Origin of the sequence: Subtercola sp. YIM 133946 (assembly GCF_036553535.1) — a bacterium.
GTDB lineage: Bacteria > Actinomycetota > Actinomycetes > Actinomycetales > Microbacteriaceae > Subtercola.
In genome coordinates this window covers 69,437-88,220 of the sequence record NZ_JAZHPE010000019.1, presented here as the reverse complement: position 1 = coordinate 88,220, position 18,784 = coordinate 69,437, and the positions used below count along the sequence as shown (strand labels likewise).

Genomic DNA, 18,784 nt, shown 5'->3' with positions numbered 1-18,784 from the left:
CGCGAAGCGCCGTATCGAAACCCGGTGTTGGGCGCGGGAACCCCGCTGGTTGAGTAGGCGCGAAGCGCCGTATCGAAACCCGGTGTTGGGCGCGGGAACCCCGCTGGTTGAGTAGGCGCGAAGCGCCGTATCGAAACCCGGTGTTGGGCGTGGGGGTTTCGATACGCGCCGCTTTGCGCCGCTACTCAACCGGCGGGGGTCAGTCGGCGCGGAAGAGCTGCAGCGAGGAGGCAGCCACGGGGTAGTCGGCGCCCGGCGCGAAAGTCAGGGGCGGGGCATCCGGAGCCGGGGGAGCGTCGTCGGAGCTGTCCCAGAGCAGGGTGTACCGGGTGACGCCCGCGTGGTGCGGCAGCACGACGCTCGTGGGCGACTCGATGCCGTGGATGACCACGAGGATGCGATTGGGCTCCTCGTGCTCGGGTGTCGACGCCGCCAGGAACTGCAGGGTGCGGTTCTCGGGGGAGTTCCACTCGTAGACACTCATCGAGTTGCCGCCGCCGTCGTACCAGTCCATCTGGCTGGCGCTCGGAGTGGTCTCGCCGAACACGCCGAAGTGCTCGGGCCTGAGCGCGGGGTTCTCCCGGCGCAGGCGCAGCAGGTGCTGCGTCGTCTGCCAGAGGCCGTTCTGCCACTTGCGGCGGTCCCAGCTCAGCCAGGTGAGCTCGGAGTCGTGGCAGTAGGCGTTGTTGTTGCCCTTCTGGCTGCGTCCGAACTCATCACCCGCGGTGATCATCGGGGTGCCGGCCGACAGCAGCAGCGTGCCCATCAGGTTGCGGATGGTGCGCCGCCGGCTCGCCTCGATCGCCCGGTTGGTCGTGGCGCCCTCGACACCGTGGTTGTACGACAGGTTGTTGTCGGTTCCGTCGCGGTTGGCCTCGCCGTTGCCCACGTTGTGTTTCACGTCGTAGGCGGTGAGGTCGGCCATCGTGAACCCGTCGTGGGCGGTGATGAAGTTCACCGACGCGAGGGGGCCTCGGGCTTGCGAGAACGTGTTCGACGACCCCGCGAGGCGGGTGGCGAGCATCCCGACCCCGTCGCCCGGCGACCCGTTCTCGCGAATCGACCTGATGTCGCGCAGCCAGAACTTGCGCATGCGGTCGCGGTAGCGGTCGTTCCACTCCTGCCACGGTGCGGGAAAGTTGCCGGTCTGCCAGCCGCCCATGCCGACGTCCCACGGCTCGGCGATCATCTTGACGTCTTTCAGAGCCGGATCGTTGACGATTCCCCGAATGAGCGGATGCCCGGGGTCGAAGTAGTGGTCGCCGTTGCGCCCGAGCGTGGCCGCCAGATCGAACCGGAAGCCGTCGATCTGCACGTCGTTCGCCCAGTACTTCAGCGAGTCGAGGATCATCCGCGACACGGCCGGCGTCGCCGTGTTGACGCTGTTGCCGCACCCGGTCACATCGATGTACGTGCCCGACTTGGTCTGGCGGTAGTAGTTCGCGTTGTCGATGCCGCGCAGGCTCGTGGTCGGTCCCGTGCGGCCCTCCTCGGCGGTGTGGTTGTAGACCACGTCGAGAAACACCTCGAGCCCCGCCTCGTGCAGCAGTTTCACCATGCCCTTGAACTCGCGCAACACCCCGCTCGGCCCCTCGGCCTGCGCCTGGCGGGTGCCGTAGAAGGAGTGCGGGCTGAAGAAGTTGAGGGTGTTGTAGCCCCAGTAGTTGCTGAGTCCCTGCTTCATCAGGCGGCGTTCGGAGACGAAGGCGTGAACGGGAAGCAGCTGCACAGCGGTCACGCCGAGCTTCTGCAGGTAGGTGATGGTGGTCTCGTGCGCGAGGCCGGCGTATGTGCCGCGCAGGTGTTCGGGCATCCGGGTGTTCAGCTTGCTGAGGCCCTTCACGTGGCCCTCATAGATGACGGTGTGGTCGAGGGCCGTCTTCGGCTTGTGCACGCCGTTCCAGTTGAAGTGGTCGTCGATGACCACGCCGCGCCAGGTGTCGGGGCCCGTGCGGGCGAGGCCGCGGGCGTAGGGGTCGAGCAGCAGCAGGGCCGGGTCGAAGGCGTCGTTGGGGCCGTCGGGGCCGCTGACCCGAAGAGCGTACTTGCGACCCGGCGCCAGCGACTTCGTCTTGCCGTACCAGACGTTGTTGGCGTCGCGCACGAGGGCGACCGTCTTGAAGACCCAGTTCGCGTCTTTATTGTCGAGCAGGCACAGGTCGATTCGTGTGGCATTCTCAGACCACACCCTGATCTCGCCGCCCGACGCCGTCTGCCTGATTCCGAGGTGGGCGAAGGCATCGGCTTGGGTCATGCGTCTTAGAGTAGTGAAGAGTTGTTTCGGCGACGAAAACGAGAGAATCGGGAGTTCTGGGCTCGGCCATGGCCATCTATCTTGATCACGCGGCGACCACGCCGCTGCTGCCCGGCGCCCTCGAGGCGTACGTGTCGGCGCTCGGGGTGGTGGGCAATCCGTCGTCGATCCATTCGCAGGGGCAGCAGGCGAAACGGATGCTCGAGGAGTCGCGCGAGGCGGTCGCCGAGTCGCTCGGGGCAGACCCGGTCGAAGTGGTGTTCACGTCGGGGGGCACCGAGTCGATCAACCTCGGGGTCAAGGGGCTGTACTGGAAGCGGCAGGGGCCTGGCGGGCTGCGGCGGCCGCGCATCCTGGTGCCCGGGGCCGAGCACCACGCGACGAACGACGCGGTCGAGTGGCTGGCGCAGTACGAGGGTGCCGTCGTCGAGTGGCTGCCGGTCGACTCGGTGGGGCGCCTGACGCCGGAGGTGCTGGAGGCGGCGCTGGCCGGCGGGGCCGACGAAGGCTCAGGAGGTGGCTCGGGGGGCAGCGGTGCGAGTTCCGCGTGCGGGGCCGACGACGTCGCGCTCATGACGTTCCTGTGGGCGAACAACGAGGTCGGAACGATCCAGCCCGTGGCCGAGCTGGCCGCCGTCGCCGCGAAGTACGGCGTGCCCGTGCACGTCGACGCCGTATCGGCCTACGGGTACCTGCCCGTCGACTTTCACGAGATCGGCGTCGCCGCGCTCAGCGTCTCGGCCCACAAGATCGGCGGTCCGGTCGGCGTCGGCGCCCTGCTGATCGCCCGCACCGCCGACGTGGTGCCGCTGATCCACGGGGGCGGGCAGCAGCGCGGGCGATCCGGCACGCAGGATGTCGCGGGCGCCGTGGCCTTCGCCGCCGCCGCCCGCAACGCTGTCGAGACGATGCCGGCATTCGCCGCCACGCTCGGGGGCTTGCGCGACCGGCTGGTCTCGGGCATCCGTTCGTCGGTGCCGGCCGCGGTGCTGCGCGGCGATGTGACGGCAGGTGGCCGGCTGCCCGGCAATGCGCACTTCACCTTCGCCGGGTGCGAGGGTGATTCGTTGCTGTTCCTGCTGGATGTGGCGGGGTTCTCGGTGTCGACCGGGTCGGCCTGCCAGGCGGGCGTGCCCGAGGTGTCGCACGTGCTGACCGCGATGGGCGTGCCGGAACCCGAGGCGCGCGGAGCGCTGCGCTTCACACTCGGGCACGGAACGACGGCCGCCGACGTCGACGCGCTCGTCGCGGCGCTGCCGGCCGCGGTGGCGCGCGCCTCGAAGGCCGGCTTCGCCGACCGCGCCGTGGCCTGACCGAGGGCGCAGCTCGTGTCACCGCGTCACCGTGGGCTGCGGCGTAGGGCTCAGCGGCGGCGGCGGGTGCCGAAGATGCCCGAGACGACGCTGGTGAGAATCGACTGCGTCGCCTTCGAGCCGAGCACGTCGACGAGGATGTTCGGGGCCGCCTTGGAGGTCGTGCGGGTTCCGGATGCCCGGCGGTTGCGCTCGGCCTCGGCCTGCGCCTCGCGCTGTGCCCGCGCCTGGGCCTTCTCGTAGTCGGCCTGCGCCTTGGCCTGCTGTTTCTCGGCGGCGCCCTGCGCCTTGGCGGCGGCAGCGTCGGCCTCGGCTCTGGCCTTCGCATCGGCCACCGCCTGGGCAGCGGCCGCCGCCTCGGCGGAGGCCTGATTGAGCTTCGCGGTGAGGATCTCGCGCGCAGACTCGCGGTCGATGACCGCGCCGTACTTCGGGAGCAGAGGGGATGCTGCCACGCTGGCGTCGATCTGGGCATCCGGAGTCGGCGACATCGACCCCTGCGGAGCACGCAGGCGGGTCCACGCGACCGGGCTCGGGGCGCCCTTCTCGTTCATGACGGTGACGATCGCCTCGCCGGTCGCGAGGTTCTGCAGTACCTCGGCGAGGTCGTAGCCCGACTTCGGGTAGGTCGAGACGGTGGCGCGCAGGGCCTTGGCGTCGTCGGGCGTGAAGGCGCGCAGCTGGTGCTGCACGCGTGAGCCGAGCTGGGCCAGAACCTCGCCCGGAACATCCTTCGGCGTCTGCGTGACGAAGAAGATGCCGACACCCTTCGACCGGATGAGGCGCACGGTCTGGGTGATCGAAGCGAGAAAGTCTTTCGAGGCATCCCGGAACAGCAGGTGCGCCTCGTCGAAGAAGAACACCAGCTTGGGCTTGTCGAGGTCGCCCACCTCGGGCAGGTCGTTGTAGAGGTCGGCGAGCAGCCACATGAGAAAAGTCGAGTAGAGCGCGGGCTTGTCGGCCACGCCGGGTACCTCGAGCAGGCTGACGAGGCCCTTGCCGTCGGCGGTCGTGCGCAGAAACTCGGCGGTGTCGATCTCGGTCTCGCCGAAGAACACGTCGGCGCCCTGGTCGGCGAAGGTGATGAGTTCGCGCAGGATGACGCCGACGGTCTGCGGCGAGATTCCGCCGAGGTCGGTGAGCTCGGCCTTGCCGTCGGGGCTTGCGAGATAGGTCAGCACCGCGCGCAGGTCGCTCAGGTCGAGCAGGGGCAGGCCGGCCTTGTCGGCGTAGTGGAAGACGAGGCCGAGGCTCGACTCCTGCGTGTCGTTGAGGCCGAGCACCTTGCTCATCAGCAGAGGGCCGAAGCCGGCGACGGTGGCGCGAATCGGGATGCCCTTGCCGGCCCCGCCCAGGCTGAAGTACTCGGTCGGGCTGGCGATCGACTGCCAGGCCTGACCGATGCCCTGCGTTCTGCTGAGCAGCTTGTCATTCGATGCGCCGGGAGTGGCGATGCCCGACAGGTCGCCCTTGATGTCGGCGGCGAACACCGGAACGCCGGCCGCACTGAGCTGCTCGGCGAGCACCTGCAGTGTCTTGGTCTTGCCCGTGCCGGTGGCGCCGGCGACCAGGCCGTGACGATTGGTCATGGCGATCGGGATGCGCACCTGTGTCGACGGGTCGGGGTCACCGTTCACGAGGGCGCCCATCTCGAGGGCGGGGCCCGTGAAGGCGTACCCGGCGCGGATGGTGTCGACGGCGGCGGGGTCGAGCGGGGCCGGGGCCGCGGGTGCGGGCGCGGAGGTGGGGGTGGTGGCTGCGGTGGCGGAGGTGGGGGTGGGCGACGCGGCCGCGGCGGCGGGTTCGGGAGCGGATTCGGCCGCGGCGGCCAGTGCGGCATCCTGAGCGCGTTTCAGGGCCGCCTCGGCGGCCTCCTGCGCCTGGCGGGCGGCCTCGACCGCGGCCGCGGCCTCTTCTTGGGCGATTCTCAGAGCGTCGTCGGTCATGCCGTCAGCCTAAGCCGCGACAACCCTCTACCGCACCGCCTTTCAGCCGCCCCGTGCGTCATCCGCGCAGCCTGCGTGGCTTTCGCCAGCAGGTGGCAGCCCGTTCGGCAGCTCGATGTGCGCAAGAGCACGCTATGGGGCGTCATAGTGTGCCTTTGCGCACAATCGGTAGTGCGCGAGGGGATGGGATGGTGGGTCGAACCCCGCGCACCTGAACAGGGGCGGCCCGGCGCCCGACGACCAGGCGATGGGTGGCCCGGCGGCCCGGCGACCAGGCGATGGCCGGCCGGGCGGCCCGGCTGAGGCCGGCCCGACCGCGCGGTTCGCAGGTTCCGATACGACTCCAGCCCTCGCGGCCGGGGGTGGATCAGAGGTTGAGGGAGGCCAGGATGGCGCGGTGGTCGCTGTCGCCGGCCGCCAGAGTGGTGTTCGACGTGACCGTCATGCCGCGCTGCAGCAGGTGGTCGAGACGCGTGAACGGCAGTGTCGACGGCCAGGTGCCGCCGAGCATCCCCTCGCTCTGGTTCGACTCGGTGAGCTGCGACTCGATGCCGCCCATCGCGCGGTCTGTGGATGCCGCATTGAAGTCTCCGACCGCGAGCACCCGCAAGTTCTCGTCGTTCGGCAGCGTGCTCGCGAGGGCCGCGAGCATCGAGTCGCGCGCCGACACGTCACCCGGGCGCGCCGACGCGGCATGGATCACGTAGATGCTGACGAGCCCTTGCGGCGTCTGCAGGTCGGCGCCGAGCGCCCTGTTCCAGCCGAGGCCGAGGTTGAGCGGCTGGGCGTTGACGACGGGGTACTTGCTCCAGAGGCCCACCGTGCCGACCCCGTACGAATAGGGGTACTCGGCCGCGAGCGTGGCCGAGATCGAGTCGAAGTCGTCAGACGTCATCTCTTCGAGCGCGATGACGTCGGCGCCAGTCGCGGCCAGTGTGCGAGCCGACGCGTCGCCCGTGCCCGACGAGGCCTCGATGTTCTGGCTCGCCACCGTGAGGTGGGTGCCGTCGGCGGTCGAGGCCGCCGGAGCATTCCAGTCGAGCGGCACCAGGCTGGGCCCGAACAGCGCGGCCCACGCGATAACCGGCACGAGCACCGCGACCAGTGCGCGCGGCCGACGGCTCACGAGCGCCATGACCAGCACCGGGATGACCAGCAGCACCAGCCACGGAGCCGCGGTGTCGACCAGCAGGCCGAGGCCGCCGATGTCGGGCACGAGGGTGTGCCAGAGCAGCAGCGCGGTGAGCAGCAACGCGAACACGATCGTGAGCACGACGAGTGCCGGCCGCGAGGCTGGGCGCGCGGCCGGTTGCGGTGCGCCGCCGATCGGGGTGGGGCGGGTGGGGAGGAGCAGAGACATCGCAGCCAGTCTTGTGCATCAGTCTGATGCTTTCGTGAATGAGTGCTCCACAGGCGCCCGTGTCGCCGGTGTCTGCACAGATACCCACGGCCCCCAGTGGTCTGTCGGTGGCGCCGCTTATGCTTGTTGCATGAAAGTTCTGGCAGCAATGAGCGGCGGCGTCGACTCTGCCGTGGCGGCGGCACGCGCCGTCGAAGCGGGGCACGACGTCGTGGGCGTTCACCTCGCCCTCAGCCGCATGCCCGGAACCCTGCGTACCGGCAGCCGCGGCTGCTGCACCATCGAAGACTCCTCCGACGCCCAGCGCGCGGCCAACATCATCGGCATCCCGTACTACGTGTGGGATTTCTCCGAGCGCTTCAAGCTCGACGTGGTCGACGACTTCATCGCCGAATACTCGGCGGGCCGCACCCCCAACCCGTGCATGCGCTGCAATGAGCGCATCAAGTTCGCAGCGCTGCTCGAGAAGGCGCTCGACCTCGGTTTCGACGCGGTCGCCACCGGCCACTACGCGACGATCGTCACCGATCCCGACGGCAACCGAGAGCTGCACCGCGCCAGCGCGTGGGCGAAAGACCAGAGCTACGTGCTCGGCGTGCTGACCGCAGACCAGCTCGCGCACTCGATGTTCCCGCTCGGGGCGACCCCGTCGAAGGCGCTCGTTCGCGCCGAGGCCGCCGAGCGCGGGTTCAGTGTGGCGAACAAGCCCGACAGCCACGACATCTGCTTCATCCCCGACGGCGACACCCGCGGTTGGCTCGCCGAGAAGGTCGGAACGGCCACCGGCGAGATCGTCGAGCGCGACGGAACGGTCATCGGCAGCCACGAGGGCGCCCACGCGTTCACCGTCGGCCAGCGCCGTGGGCTGAACCTGGGCGTGATGGCCGACGACGGTCGCCGCCGGTTCGTGCTCGAGGTGAAGCCCGACTCGAACACCGTCGTGGTCGGCCCGAAAGAGGCGCTCGCGATCGCCGAGATCGCCGGCTCCCGGTTCACCTGGGCGGGGCGGGCGCCCGAGCATCCCGAGGCCGCCTTCGACTGCGAGGTGCAGATCCGCGCCCACGCCGACCCGGTGCCCGCGGTGGCGCAGGTCGTGCGAACGGCCACAGAATCGGTCGGTACCGCGGGGTCGGCTGCAGAGACGTTCGAGCTCGTCATCCGCCCGAACGAGCCGCTCATCGGCGTCTCGCCGGGCCAGACCGCCGTCGTCTATATCGGCACTCGCGTGCTCGGCCAGACCACGATCGACCGCACCGTCAGCGCCGTGCCGGTCAGCGCCATGCCCGTCGGCGTTACGCCGGTCGGTGCCGATCCGTTCGGCGTCGCTTCGGTCGGCGCCGCGCCCACCGCCGCGATCTGACAAGGGGTTCAGCGTGACCGACACGAGCGAGAAGACCGATACCGAAGAGCTCACGCTCGACCAGGCGAGCGACGAGGCCGCGGCCCTCACCACGCGCATCCTCGAGTTGCGCGACGCCTACTACGACAAAGACGCCTCGCTCGTCTCCGACGAAGACTACGACCGCATGATCCGCCGGCTGGGCGAGCTCGAGCGGCTGTTCCCCGAGCTGCAGAGCCAAGACAGCCCCACCCAGACCGTCGGCGGCCGCGCCGAGACCACCCTGTTCTCGCCGGTTCAGCATGCCGAGCGCATGCTCAGTCTCGACAACGTGTTCTCCATCGACGAGTTCACCGAGTGGGCCACGAAGGTCGAGCGCGACTCCGGTCGTGCCGTGCACTACCTCTGCGAGCTCAAGATCGACGGCCTCGCCATGAACCTCCGCTATGTCAACGGCGAGCTCGTCTCGGCCGCGACCCGCGGCGACGGAGTCGTCGGCGAAGACGTCACCGAGAACGTCGCGTACATTCCGGGCATCCCGACGCGGCTCGAAGGAACCGGGCATCCGCCCCTGATGGAGGTGCGCGGCGAGATCTTCTTTCCCGTCGCCGCGTTCGACGAACTCAACGCCGCCCAGCTCGCGGCCGGCGACCGCCTGTTCGCCAACGCCCGAAACGCCGCCAGCGGGTCGCTGCGCCAGAAGGCCGAGAACAAGAACGAGGCCCAACTCGCCCTGATGCATGCACGCCTGACCCGCCTGCGCATGCTCGTGCACGGCATCGGCGCCTGGCCCAACCCGCCCGCCGACTCGCAGTCGGGCATCTACGAGCTGCTGAAGTCGTGGGGGCTGCCGACGAGCACCCACTACGAGGTGAAACCGGATGCCCGGGGTGCCGCCGACTTCATCGAGTACTACGGCGAGCACCGGTACAGCGTCGAGCACGAACTCGACGGCATCGTGATCAAGGTCGACGAGCTGGCGCTGCACGAAGAACTCGGCGCCACGAGCCGCGCCCCGCGCTGGGCCATCGCCTACAAGTACCCGCCCGAGCAGGTGCAGACCAAGCTGCTCGACATCGTCGTGAGCGTGGGGCGCACCGGGCGGGCCACCCCGTTCGCCGTGATGCAGAAGGTGCGCGTCGCCGGCTCGGAGGTGCGGCAGGCCACGCTGCACAACCAAGACGTGGTGAAGGCCAAGGGCGTGCTGATCGGCGACACGGTCATTCTGCGCAAGGCGGGCGATGTGATTCCCGAGGTGCTCGGCCCGGTCGTGGAGCTGCGCGACGGCACCGAACGCGCGTTCGTGATGCCCGAGTTCTGTCCCGAGTGCGGCACGCGTCTCGCCCCCGCCAAGGAGAACGACATCGATCTGCGCTGCCCCAACGCGCGCAGCTGCCCCGCCCAGGTGCGTGGGCGGGTCGAGCACGTCGGCTCGCGCGGAGCGCTCGACATCGAGGTGCTCGGCGAGGTCTCGGCGGCGGCGCTCACCCAGCCCGACGAGCCGGCGGTCGCCCCACTCGACACCGAGGCCGGCCTCTTCGACCTCACTGTCGAGCAGATTTTTCCCATCACGACCATCGTGCGCGACTACGAGACCGGGCTCGAGAAACTCGACGACTCCGGAGCGCCGAAGCGCGAGGCGCCCTTCCGCCGCCGTCGGCAGAAGAAAGACGGCCCCTTCGTGCCGCGGGCCGCTGACGGCGCAGGTACGGGCACGGGCGGCGGAACCGTTGCCGGCACCGCCACGGGCGACGCTGGCGGCGCCGAGGCTGCCCCGAGCAGTGCCGCGACCAGCGAACCGGCTGCGTTCGACGGCGACGAGCTGTACGTGCCGTCGGCCAGCGCCATCAAGCTCATCGAGAACATCGAGAAGGCGAAGACGAGCCCGCTGTGGCGCATTCTCGTCGCCCTGAGCATCCGCCACGTCGGCCCGGTCGCCGCACGGGCGCTCGCGGACTACTTCGGGTCGCTCGACGCCATCCGTGCCGCCAGTCGCGAGGAGCTCGCAGCGGTCGACGGCGTCGGCGGCATCATCGCCGACGCCCTCATCGACTGGTTCGCGGTCGACTGGCACGTCGAGATCATCGACCGCTGGACGGCGGCGGGCGTGCAGTTCAGCACCCCCGGGCATCCCGGCCCAGGTGCCAACATCGGCGCAGGCGGCACCCTCGACGGCCTCACGGTGGTCGCCACCGGCAGCCTCGAGGGGTTCACCCGCGAGGGCGCCATCGAGGCCATCATCGCTGCCGGCGGCAAGGCCGCCTCCTCCGTCTCGAAGAAGACCGACTTCGTTGCGGCAGGCCCGGGTGCCGGTTCCAAGCTGCCCAAGGCCGAGGCCCTCGGCCTGCGCATCATCAACGCCGAGCAGTTCGCCCTGCTGCTGAAGGAGGGCCCGGCGGCTCTGGCAGATCCCGAGCCGGCTGAATCGGAACCGGCTGACCCGCCCGGCGCCGAGGCAACCGCGGGCGACTCCCCGGCAGATGTCACAGGAACTGACGCGGCTCGCGCCACCTCCGACCCGGCCGGCGCCTCCGAGAGTGCCACAAAGGCCAAGCCGGCCACGAAACCCAGACGCAAACCGACGGCCATGCCCGAGGTGGAGTCCGCTGTCGAGCCCGAGGCGAAGGCCGACAGCTCGTCGTGACCTGACACCTCACCCGCGACCTGACCTGTTGACCCGAAGCACGCATCAGCCAGAGGCGCCACCCACCGGGCCCACGCCGGTCGGCGGCACCGAATACACTTGATGGGTTCCCGGCGCCAGGCTGCGCCGCCCCCAACACTTCGCCGGCGCCCAATCGCGCGGCAGCCAGCAACCCAGCACGAACAACGCAGCAGTACGGAGTCGCATGTCTATCGAAACACCCTCGAGCGAGAGCGTTCGCCCGGCGACGAGCGCCAACAGCCGCCCGGCACCTGCCGACGGAGCGACGGCACCGGGCGAGATCACGGCCGCCCAAGTCAAGCACCTGGCCGGGCTTGCGCGCATCCACCTCACCGACGCCGAGATCACGAAGCTCACCGGCGAACTGGTGGCGATCGTCGACAACGTCGCGAAGGTGACCGAAGTCGCAACACCCGATGTGCCCGCGACGAGCCACCCGATTCCGTTGCAGAACGTGTTCCGTCAAGACGTCGTCGGCGAGACGCTCACGCAGGAGCAGGCGCTCTCGGGCGCGCCCGAGCACGACGGCAGCCGCTTTCGCGTGTCAGCCATTCTGGGAGAAGAGCAGTGAGCCACGACCTGACCCGCCTCACCGCGTCTGACCTCGCCGAAAAGCTGCGCACCAGAGAGGTCAGCAGCCTTGAAGCAGTGGATGCCCACCTCGACCGCATCGCGGCCGTCGAGCCCGACGTGCACGCGTTCCTGCACGTCGCGGCAGAGCAGGCGCGGGCGACCGCCCGCGCGATCGACGCTCGCCGGGCATCCGGTGACCTGACCGACGACCAGAACGGCAGCAGCCGAGGCGGCGCCGGCAGCGAGCTCGCCGGGGTTCCGATCGCCATCAAAGACGTTCTGTGCACCATCGACATGCCGTCGACCGCGGGCTCGAAGATTCTCGAGGGCTGGGTTCCGCCGTACGACGCGACGGTGGTCGCCAGGCTGCGCCGCGCCGGCCTGATTCCGCTCGGCAAGACCAACATGGACGAGTTCGCCATGGGCTCCTCGACCGAGCACTCGGCATACGGCCCCACGCACAACCCGTGGGATCTCGACCGCATCCCCGGCGGCTCCGGCGGCGGCTCGGCCGCGGCCGTGGCGGCCTTCGAGGCGCCGCTCGCGCTCGGCAGCGACACCGGCGGCTCGATCCGCCAGCCCGCGGCCGTCACCGGCAGCGTCGGCGTCAAGCCGACCTACGGGGGAGTGAGCCGCTACGGCGCCATCGCCCTCGCCTCGAGCCTCGACCAGGTGGGTCCGGTCAGCCGTACGGTGCTGGATGCCGCACTGCTGCACGACGTGATCGGCGGGCACGACCCCCGCGACTCGACGAGCCTCACAGACACCTGGCCGAGTTTCGCCGCCGCCGCCCGCGAGGGGGCCGCGACGCGGAGCCTGAAGGGCCTGAAGGTCGGCGTGGTCAAGGAGTTGCAGGGCGACGGCTTCCAGGCCGGAGTCACGCAGCGCTTCGACGAAGCGGTCGCGCTGCTCACGGCAGCCGGCGCCGAGGTCGTCGAGGTCAGCACACCGAGCTTCGAGTACGCGATCTCGGCCTACTACCTCATCCTGCCCGCCGAGGCCTCGAGCAACCTGGCGAAGTTCGACTCCGTGCGCTTCGGCCTGCGCGTCAACCCGCCCGGCGGCGGAACGGTCGAAGACGTCATGTCGGCGACCCGCGAGGCCGGCTTCGGGCCCGAGGTGAAGCGCCGCATCATCCTCGGCACCTACGCGCTCAGCGCGGGCTACTACGACGCGTACTACGGCTCGGCCCAGAAGGTGCGCACGCTCATCCAGCGCGACTTCGCGAGGGTGTTCGCCGACGTCGATGTGCTGGTCAGCCCCAGTGCGCCCACCACCGCGTTCAAGCTCGGTGAAAAGCTCGACGACCCGCTGGCGATGTACCTCAACGACCTCACCACGATTCCCGCCAACCTCGCGGGCGTGCCCGGCATCAGCCTGCCCGTCGGGCTCGCTCCCGAAGACGGGCTGCCGGTGGGCATCCAGTTCATGGCACCCGCCCGAGAGGATGCGCGGCTCTACAAGCTCGGCGCCACACTCGAGGCGCTGCTCGAAGAGAAGTGGGGGCATCCGTTGCTCGCCGAAGCCCCCGACCTCGCCCCGCAAGAAATGTTCGCGTCTGAAGAAGGTGCTGTCTGATGGCCAAGCCCGAGCTGATGGATTACGACAAGGCCATCGAACTCTACGAACCCGTGCTCGGTTTCGAGGTGCACGTCGAGCTGAACACCAAGACGAAGATGTTCTCTGACGCCCCGAACTTCTTCGGCGGCGAGCCGAACACGAACGTCACGCCCGTCGACCTCGGCCTGCCGGGGTCGCTGCCGGTGGTGAACGAGCAGGCGGTGAAGTACGCGATCAGCCTGGGGCTGGCTCTCGGATGCTCGATCGCCCCCTCCTCGCGCTTCGCGCGCAAGAACTACTTCTACCCTGACCTGGCGAAGAACTACCAGATCTCACAGTTCGACGAGCCCATCGCGTTCACGGGTTCGGTCGAGGTGGAACTGCCCGACGGCCGCCTCTTCACCGTGCCGATCGAACGCGCGCACATGGAGGAAGACGCGGGCAAGCTCACGCACGTGGGCGGGGCCACGGGCCGCATCCAGGGCGCCGAGTACTCGCTCGTGGACTACAACCGTGCCGGTGTGCCGCTGGTCGAGATCGTGACCGACATCATCTACGGCGCCGGGGGCGATGCGCCCGAGCTGGCGAAGGCGTACGTGTCGACGATCCGCGACATCGTGGTGGCGCTCGGCATCTCAGACGCGAAGATGGAGCGCGGCAACCTGCGCTGCGACGCGAACATCTCGCTGCGCCCGCGTACCGCGCCGGGGGGGGCCCCGGCCAAGCTCGGCACGCGAACCGAGACGAAGAACGTGAACTCGCTGCGGTCGGTCGAGAGGGCGATCCGCTACGAGATCCAGCGGCAGGCCGCGATCCTGTCGAACGGCGGAACGATCATCCAGGAGACCCGGCACTGGCACGAAGACACCGGCCAGACCTCTGCCGGGCGCCCGAAGAGCGACGCCGACGACTATCGGTACTTCCCCGAGCCCGACCTGCTGCCCGTGGTGCCGAGCCCTGAGCTGATCGACGAGCTGCGGGCGGCGCTGCCGGAGGCTCCGGTCGCGAGGCGTCGGCGGCTGAAGGCCGACTGGGGGTTCACCGACCTCGAGTTCCAGGACGTGGTGAACTCGGGCCTGCTGACCGAGATCGTCGAGACGACGAAGGCCGGGGCATCCGCTCAGTCTGCGCGCAAGTGGTGGACGGGCGAGATCGCCCGCGTCGCCAACCAGCGCGGGGTCGATGCCTCGACGCTGGTCTCGCCGCTGCACGTCTCCGAGCTCATCGCGCTGGTCGACGACGGCACCCTCACCGACCGCCTCGCGCGGCAGGTGCTCGAGGGCGTCATCGAGGGCGAGGGCACACCCGACGAGGTCGTGGCCGGCCGCGGGCTCGCGGTGGTGTCTGACGACGGTGCGCTCATCGCGGCCATCGACGAGGCGCTGGCGGCACAACCGGATGTTCTCGCCAAGATTCGCGACGGCAAGGTGCAGGCTGCCGGTGCCGTGATCGGGGCCGTCATGAAGGCCATGAAGGGCCAGGCCGACGCCGCACGCGTGCGCGAGCTCGTGTTGGAGCGCGCAAGCGCCTAAGACATGGTGCCGCCCGCAGCCGCGTCAGAGCGCCTCCGCGCCGAGATCGGGCCGCGTCGCAAGGGTCAGCTGGCCAGCCCCGCGACGAGGTTGATGGCTGAGGCCAGAATGACCGCGCCGAAGAGGTACGACAACAGGGCGTGGCGAAGAGCCTGAGCCCGGAATTCGCTGGTCTGAAACGTGGTGTCAGAGACCTGGTACGTCATGCCGATCGTGAAGGCCAGGTAGTAGAAATCGCTGTACCGCGGGTTCTCCTTCTGGTTGAAGTCGACCCCGCCCGGCGTTCCGCGGTAGTAGATCGAGGCGTACCGCAACGTGAACAGGTTGTGCACGAGCACCCACGAGAGCGTCAAGCTCAGCACGCCGAGGGCTCCCGCGCCAAATTTGTCGATTCCGTGGTCGTCGCTCGACCCCAGAATGACCACCACCACCGCGGCGATGCTGCCCAGGCTCGCGAGCAGCAGCAGCAGTTCGGCGGTGGCGCGTGAGGGGTCTTCGCGCGTCGCGTGCTTCTCGGTGTCGGCGGCATCCTTCTTGTGGGTGCGGGCCCAGGTCCAGATGTTGTACACGAGGGCGGCGCAGATCCAGCCGACGACGGCCGCGTCGGTCCACTGGGTGGTGATGCCGGCGATGAGCCCTGCCACCACCCCGACGACCAGCATGATGGCCGCCCGCGTGGCCGACCGGCGCATGAGGGGTAAGGAGGGGGTCGTGGTGCTCACGGTCTGATCTTCGCATGCGCCTCGCCGAATGGATGCCCAACCGAACCCTCTTCGAGTTCTCTCATGTCGAAGCTACGCAGAACGTGTCATTCCTCTGCGCGCACGATGCTCACGAAATGCGGCGCCGAACGCAGCGTGAGCCGTACCCGAAGTCGCCCCTGCTTGGCGAGGATCGCCCCGATCACAGCGGCGGCCACGACCGGCGCGAGCCCCGACACCGCCATCGCCTTGTGGGCGCCGAACGTCTCGACGATGAACCCCATGAATGGCCCGCCGATGGCCTGCCCGCCGAGCAGTACGAGTACATAGACGCTCATCACCCGGCCGCGAACGGCCATGTTCGACGAGATCTGTACGAGGGAGTTCGCCCCGGTGATGAAGAGCAGGTTCGCGAACCCCACCCCGACCAGCACGACCGAGAAGAAGATCTGGTTGGGCATCAACCCCGCCAACGCCTGCAGGCCGCCGAACAGCGCGGCCGTTGCGATCACCGTGCGTAACCGGATGCCCATGCGACGGGTCGAGGCGATTGCCCCGGTGAAGGCGCCGACGGCGAGCAGGGTGTTGAACAGCCCATACCCGCCCGCTCCCACGTTGAACACCGCACTCGCGAACGCAGCCAGCAGAACCGGCATCGAGAAGGTGAAGAGCGACAGCACGGCCATCATGACCATGGTCCAGAGAATCGAAGGCTTCGACACCACGTAACGAAGGCCCTCGCGAAGCTGCCCCGGGGCCCGCACAGCGGGTGTGCTCCTGTGCAGGTCGGTCACGCGCAGCATGAGCAGCGCGCCCACGACAAACAGGCAGCTGACCGCATTGATGGCGAACGACCATCCGGCCCCCACCGCGACGAGCAGCGCCCCGCTGATGGCCGGACCGATGAGCCCACCCAGCTGGAACACCGACGAGTTGATGGCGATGGCGTTGTGCAGGTATTTCGGCCCGACGAGCTCGTTGACGAAGACCTGCCGCGACGGGTTGTCGACCACAGTGACCATGCCGACCAGAAACGCGATGATGTACACCTGCCACACCTCGACCACGCCGGTGAGCGTCAGCAGGGCGAGAGCCGCAGCGAGCACGAAGAGGCAGACCTGAGTTGCGATGAGCAGCAGGCGGCGGTTGTGGCGGTCGACGAAGACGCCCCCGAACAGCCCGAACAGGAGCATCGGCGTGAACTGCATAGCTACCGTGATGCCGACGGCGGTGACACTGCCGGTCAGCTCGAGTACGAGCCAGTCTTGAGCGATGCGCTGCATCCATGTGCCCGTCATCGAGACCATGTTCGACATGGTGAAGAGCCGGTAGTTGCGGATGCGCAGGGCCACGAGGGTGTCGCGCCACGGCGGCCGCTGCTGCACGACGGCGATGGGGGCGGTCGCGGGTGCGGCGGATGTGGTGGGTTCAGCGGCCGAGGCGGATGACGCGGGGGCGGTGCGGGAGACGGCGGGAGCGGCGGGGGCGGTGGGGGGAGCGGGGCGGATGATGCTGATGGGGCGGGTGGGCGGCGGAACAGTCACAGAGCAAGACCTAAGTTACGTAGTAATGGGTGGTATCACTCGACGGTATCGCGGCCGCAGTCATAGTCTTGCTAAATTGAGACTATTACTCCCATTACGTTATCGAATACGAGGCCAGTCGATGTTCGACCCGGTGCTGCTCACCACCTTCCTCGCCGTCGCCGAGACCCACAGCTTCACCGGCGCGGCACAGAGGCTCGGTGTGAGCCAGCCGACGGTCAGCCAGCACATTCGTAAGCTCGAAGAGGCCGCAGGCAGGCAGTTGGTCGCCAGAGACACCCGAGACGTGCGGATGACCGACAACGGCGACGCGATGGCGGGGTTCGCGCGCAGCATCCTGGCGGCGCACTCGGCGGCCGAGGCGTACTTCAGCGGGTCGGCGATGCGCGGCAGGCTGCGGTTCGGAGCCGCCGACGACCTCGCGATCACCCAGCTGCCGCGCATCCTGCGGCACTTCAGGCAGCTCTACCCGCAGATCAACCTCGAGCTGACAGTGAACCAGAGCCCCCCGCTGTACCGGCAGCTGAAGAGCGGACGGCTCGACCTCATCTTCATCAAACGCATGGCCGACTCTGACGAGGGAGCCTTGGTGAAGCGCGACACGCTGGTGTGGGTGGGTCAACCGAAAACCATCATCGAGCCGGGGGCGCCGGTGCCGCTCATCGCGTACCAGGCACCGAGCATCAGCCGGCAGAGCGCCATCGACGCGCTGGAGGCGGCGGGTCGCACGTGGCGCATCACCTGCAACACCCGTGAGGTGAACGGGGTGCTGGCGGCGGTGCGGGCGGGCATCGGGGTGGCCGTGTTTCCGCAGTCGCTGATTCCGGACGACCTGGTCACCGTCGGGCCGCGCTTCGGGTTGCCCGAGCTCGGCCACGTCGACTTCCGCCTGCTCGCGAACCCCGCGGCGGCGGCCTCGCCCATCGAGGCCCTGACCACGGCCATCATGGGCCGCCCCCTGAACCGCCCCGCCCCCTGACCGCGCGGCGCGAGGTCGCGCGGCGCGAGGAAGGTCAGTCGCGCGGAAACTCGACGCCCGTCAGCTCCTCCGAGCGCTGCCACAGCAGCGCGCCCTGCTTCCCGTTCTCTGCCCGCCGCGCGAAGTGCGCGAACGTCGGCTCACCGGTGAGTTCGAACAGACCCGAGGGCCCGAAGTAGTCGCCACCGAGCGCTTCGGGGTTGGTCGCCGCGAACAGCTCGGGCAGAGCACCCTCGGCGGCCGCCTGGGTCATGCCGGGCATCCGGTTCAGTATGGTCGAAAAGCGTGATGGCTTCGACCGCCCGAGGTTCGGTCCCGACGACTGCAGGTTGGTGCGGCTGAAGCCGGGGTGCGCCGCCACGCTCAGAACCTGCCAGCCGATCGAGTCGCTGCGCCGGGCGAGTTCTTTGGCGAACATCAGGTTGGCGAGCTTCGACTGCCCGTAGGCGCCCCACGCGCTGTAACTGCTCTCGCCCTGCAGGTCTTCGAAGTCGATGCGCCCGATCCAGTGCATGATGCTCGACATGGTGATGACCCGCGGCGCGTCGGCCCGCAGCAGCGCCGGCATCAGGCGCCCGGTGAGGGCGAAGTGCCCGAGGTGGTTGGTGCCGAACTGCAGCTCGAACCCGTCGTCGGTGAGCGTGCGGCGGGGAACCGCCATCACTCCCGCATTGTTGAACAGCAGGTCGAGCGGATGCCCGCCCTCGACGACTTCGCCCGCGAGTGCCGCGATCGACCCGAGGTTCGCCAGGTCGAGCGGCAGCACTCGCACGCTGCCCGTGCCCGCGCCGCCGCCGACGGCCGCGCCGCCGCTCGCGCCCGTGCCCGCACCCGCCCCGCCCTCGAGCCGCCGCACGGCCTCCGCGCCCTTCTCGGCCGACCGCGCCGTGATCGTGACGTCGGCGCCCGCTGCCAGCAGCCACTTCGCCGTCTCGAAGCCGAGCCCCGAGTTGCCGCCCGTCACCAGGGCGCGCCGCCCGCGCAGGTCGGGCCGGGGAATCGTGGGGGTGCGCGCCAC

13 protein-coding genes are annotated in these 18,784 nt (G+C 69.3%); 7 read left to right on the top strand and 6 right to left on the bottom strand.

The window, feature by feature from the left end; all coding sequences use genetic code 11:
* Positions 1-199: 199 nt before the first annotated feature.
* Positions 200-2,254 carry a glycogen debranching protein GlgX gene (gene glgX / locus V3W46_RS07120; RefSeq protein WP_331782394.1) on the bottom strand — a complete coding sequence of 685 codons (2,055 nt, stop codon included), beginning with the start codon at positions 2,252-2,254 and terminating at the stop codon, positions 200-202.
* Positions 2,255-2,322: 68 nt separating this feature from the next.
* Here glgX and V3W46_RS07115 point away from each other — a divergent pair, with 68 nt between their 5' ends.
* Positions 2,323-3,567 (top strand): cysteine desulfurase family protein, encoded by a 1,245-nt coding sequence (locus V3W46_RS07115; protein WP_331782393.1) that lies wholly within the window; start codon positions 2,323-2,325, stop codon positions 3,565-3,567.
* Positions 3,568-3,617: 50 nt separating this feature from the next.
* Here the strand turns inward: V3W46_RS07115 and V3W46_RS07110 are convergent, their stop codons facing one another.
* A complete protein-coding gene (locus V3W46_RS07110) occupies positions 3,618-5,513 on the bottom strand; it encodes a helicase HerA-like domain-containing protein (RefSeq protein WP_331782392.1) in 1,896 nt (631 codons plus the stop codon).
* A gap of 367 nt (positions 5,514-5,880) precedes the next feature.
* Positions 5,881-6,873, bottom strand: a complete 993-nt coding sequence (locus tag V3W46_RS07105) for an endonuclease/exonuclease/phosphatase family protein (protein WP_331782391.1) — start codon at positions 6,871-6,873, stop codon at positions 5,881-5,883.
* A gap of 130 nt (positions 6,874-7,003) precedes the next feature.
* Between V3W46_RS07105 and mnmA the strand changes: the two genes are divergently transcribed.
* From mnmA to gatB, 5 genes are all read left to right on the top strand, one after another.
* Positions 7,004-8,233: a tRNA 2-thiouridine(34) synthase MnmA gene (gene mnmA, locus V3W46_RS07100; RefSeq protein ID WP_331782390.1), complete on the top strand. Its 1,230-nt coding sequence runs from the start codon at positions 7,004-7,006 to the stop codon at positions 8,231-8,233.
* Positions 8,234-8,246: 13 nt separating this feature from the next.
* Positions 8,247-10,856 (top strand): NAD-dependent DNA ligase LigA, encoded by a 2,610-nt coding sequence (ligA, locus tag V3W46_RS07095; RefSeq protein ID WP_331782389.1) that lies wholly within the window; start codon positions 8,247-8,249, stop codon positions 10,854-10,856.
* Positions 10,857-11,061: 205 nt separating this feature from the next.
* Positions 11,062-11,448 carry an Asp-tRNA(Asn)/Glu-tRNA(Gln) amidotransferase subunit GatC gene (gene gatC, locus V3W46_RS07090; protein ID WP_331782388.1) on the top strand — a complete coding sequence of 129 codons (387 nt, stop codon included), beginning with the start codon at positions 11,062-11,064 and terminating at the stop codon, positions 11,446-11,448.
* Positions 11,445-13,028: an Asp-tRNA(Asn)/Glu-tRNA(Gln) amidotransferase subunit GatA gene (gene gatA / locus V3W46_RS07085; RefSeq protein WP_331782387.1), complete on the top strand. Its 1,584-nt coding sequence runs from the start codon at positions 11,445-11,447 to the stop codon at positions 13,026-13,028. Before gatC ends, gatA begins: the two co-directional genes overlap by 4 nt.
* Positions 13,028-14,542 carry an Asp-tRNA(Asn)/Glu-tRNA(Gln) amidotransferase subunit GatB gene (gene gatB, locus V3W46_RS07080; RefSeq protein WP_331782386.1) on the top strand — a complete coding sequence of 505 codons (1,515 nt, stop codon included), beginning with the start codon at positions 13,028-13,030 and terminating at the stop codon, positions 14,540-14,542. The genes gatA and gatB overlap by 1 nt, the downstream gene beginning before the upstream one ends.
* A 65-nt stretch (positions 14,543-14,607) precedes the next feature.
* Here gatB and V3W46_RS07075 read toward each other — a convergent pair whose 3' ends face one another.
* Together V3W46_RS07075 and V3W46_RS07070 are read right to left on the bottom strand one after the other, a co-directional pair.
* The gene (locus V3W46_RS07075) at positions 14,608-15,264 is read right to left on the bottom strand and encodes a DUF1345 domain-containing protein (RefSeq protein WP_331782385.1); all 657 of its coding nucleotides are present in this window, start codon (positions 15,262-15,264) and stop codon (positions 14,608-14,610) included.
* An 86-nt stretch (positions 15,265-15,350) separates the two neighbouring features.
* The gene (locus tag V3W46_RS07070; protein ID WP_443069952.1) at positions 15,351-16,637 is read right to left on the bottom strand and encodes an MFS transporter; all 1,287 of its coding nucleotides are present in this window, start codon (positions 16,635-16,637) and stop codon (positions 15,351-15,353) included.
* Between the two features lie 271 nt (positions 16,638-16,908).
* Between V3W46_RS07070 and V3W46_RS07065 the strand changes: the two genes are divergently transcribed.
* Entirely contained in the window at positions 16,909-17,766 is an 858-nt protein-coding gene (locus V3W46_RS07065; protein WP_331782383.1) for a LysR substrate-binding domain-containing protein, read from the top strand.
* A gap of 34 nt (positions 17,767-17,800) precedes the next feature.
* Here the strand turns inward: V3W46_RS07065 and V3W46_RS07060 are convergent, their stop codons facing one another.
* Positions 17,801-18,784, bottom strand: a complete 984-nt coding sequence (locus V3W46_RS07060) for an SDR family oxidoreductase (RefSeq protein ID WP_331782382.1) — start codon at positions 18,782-18,784, stop codon at positions 17,801-17,803.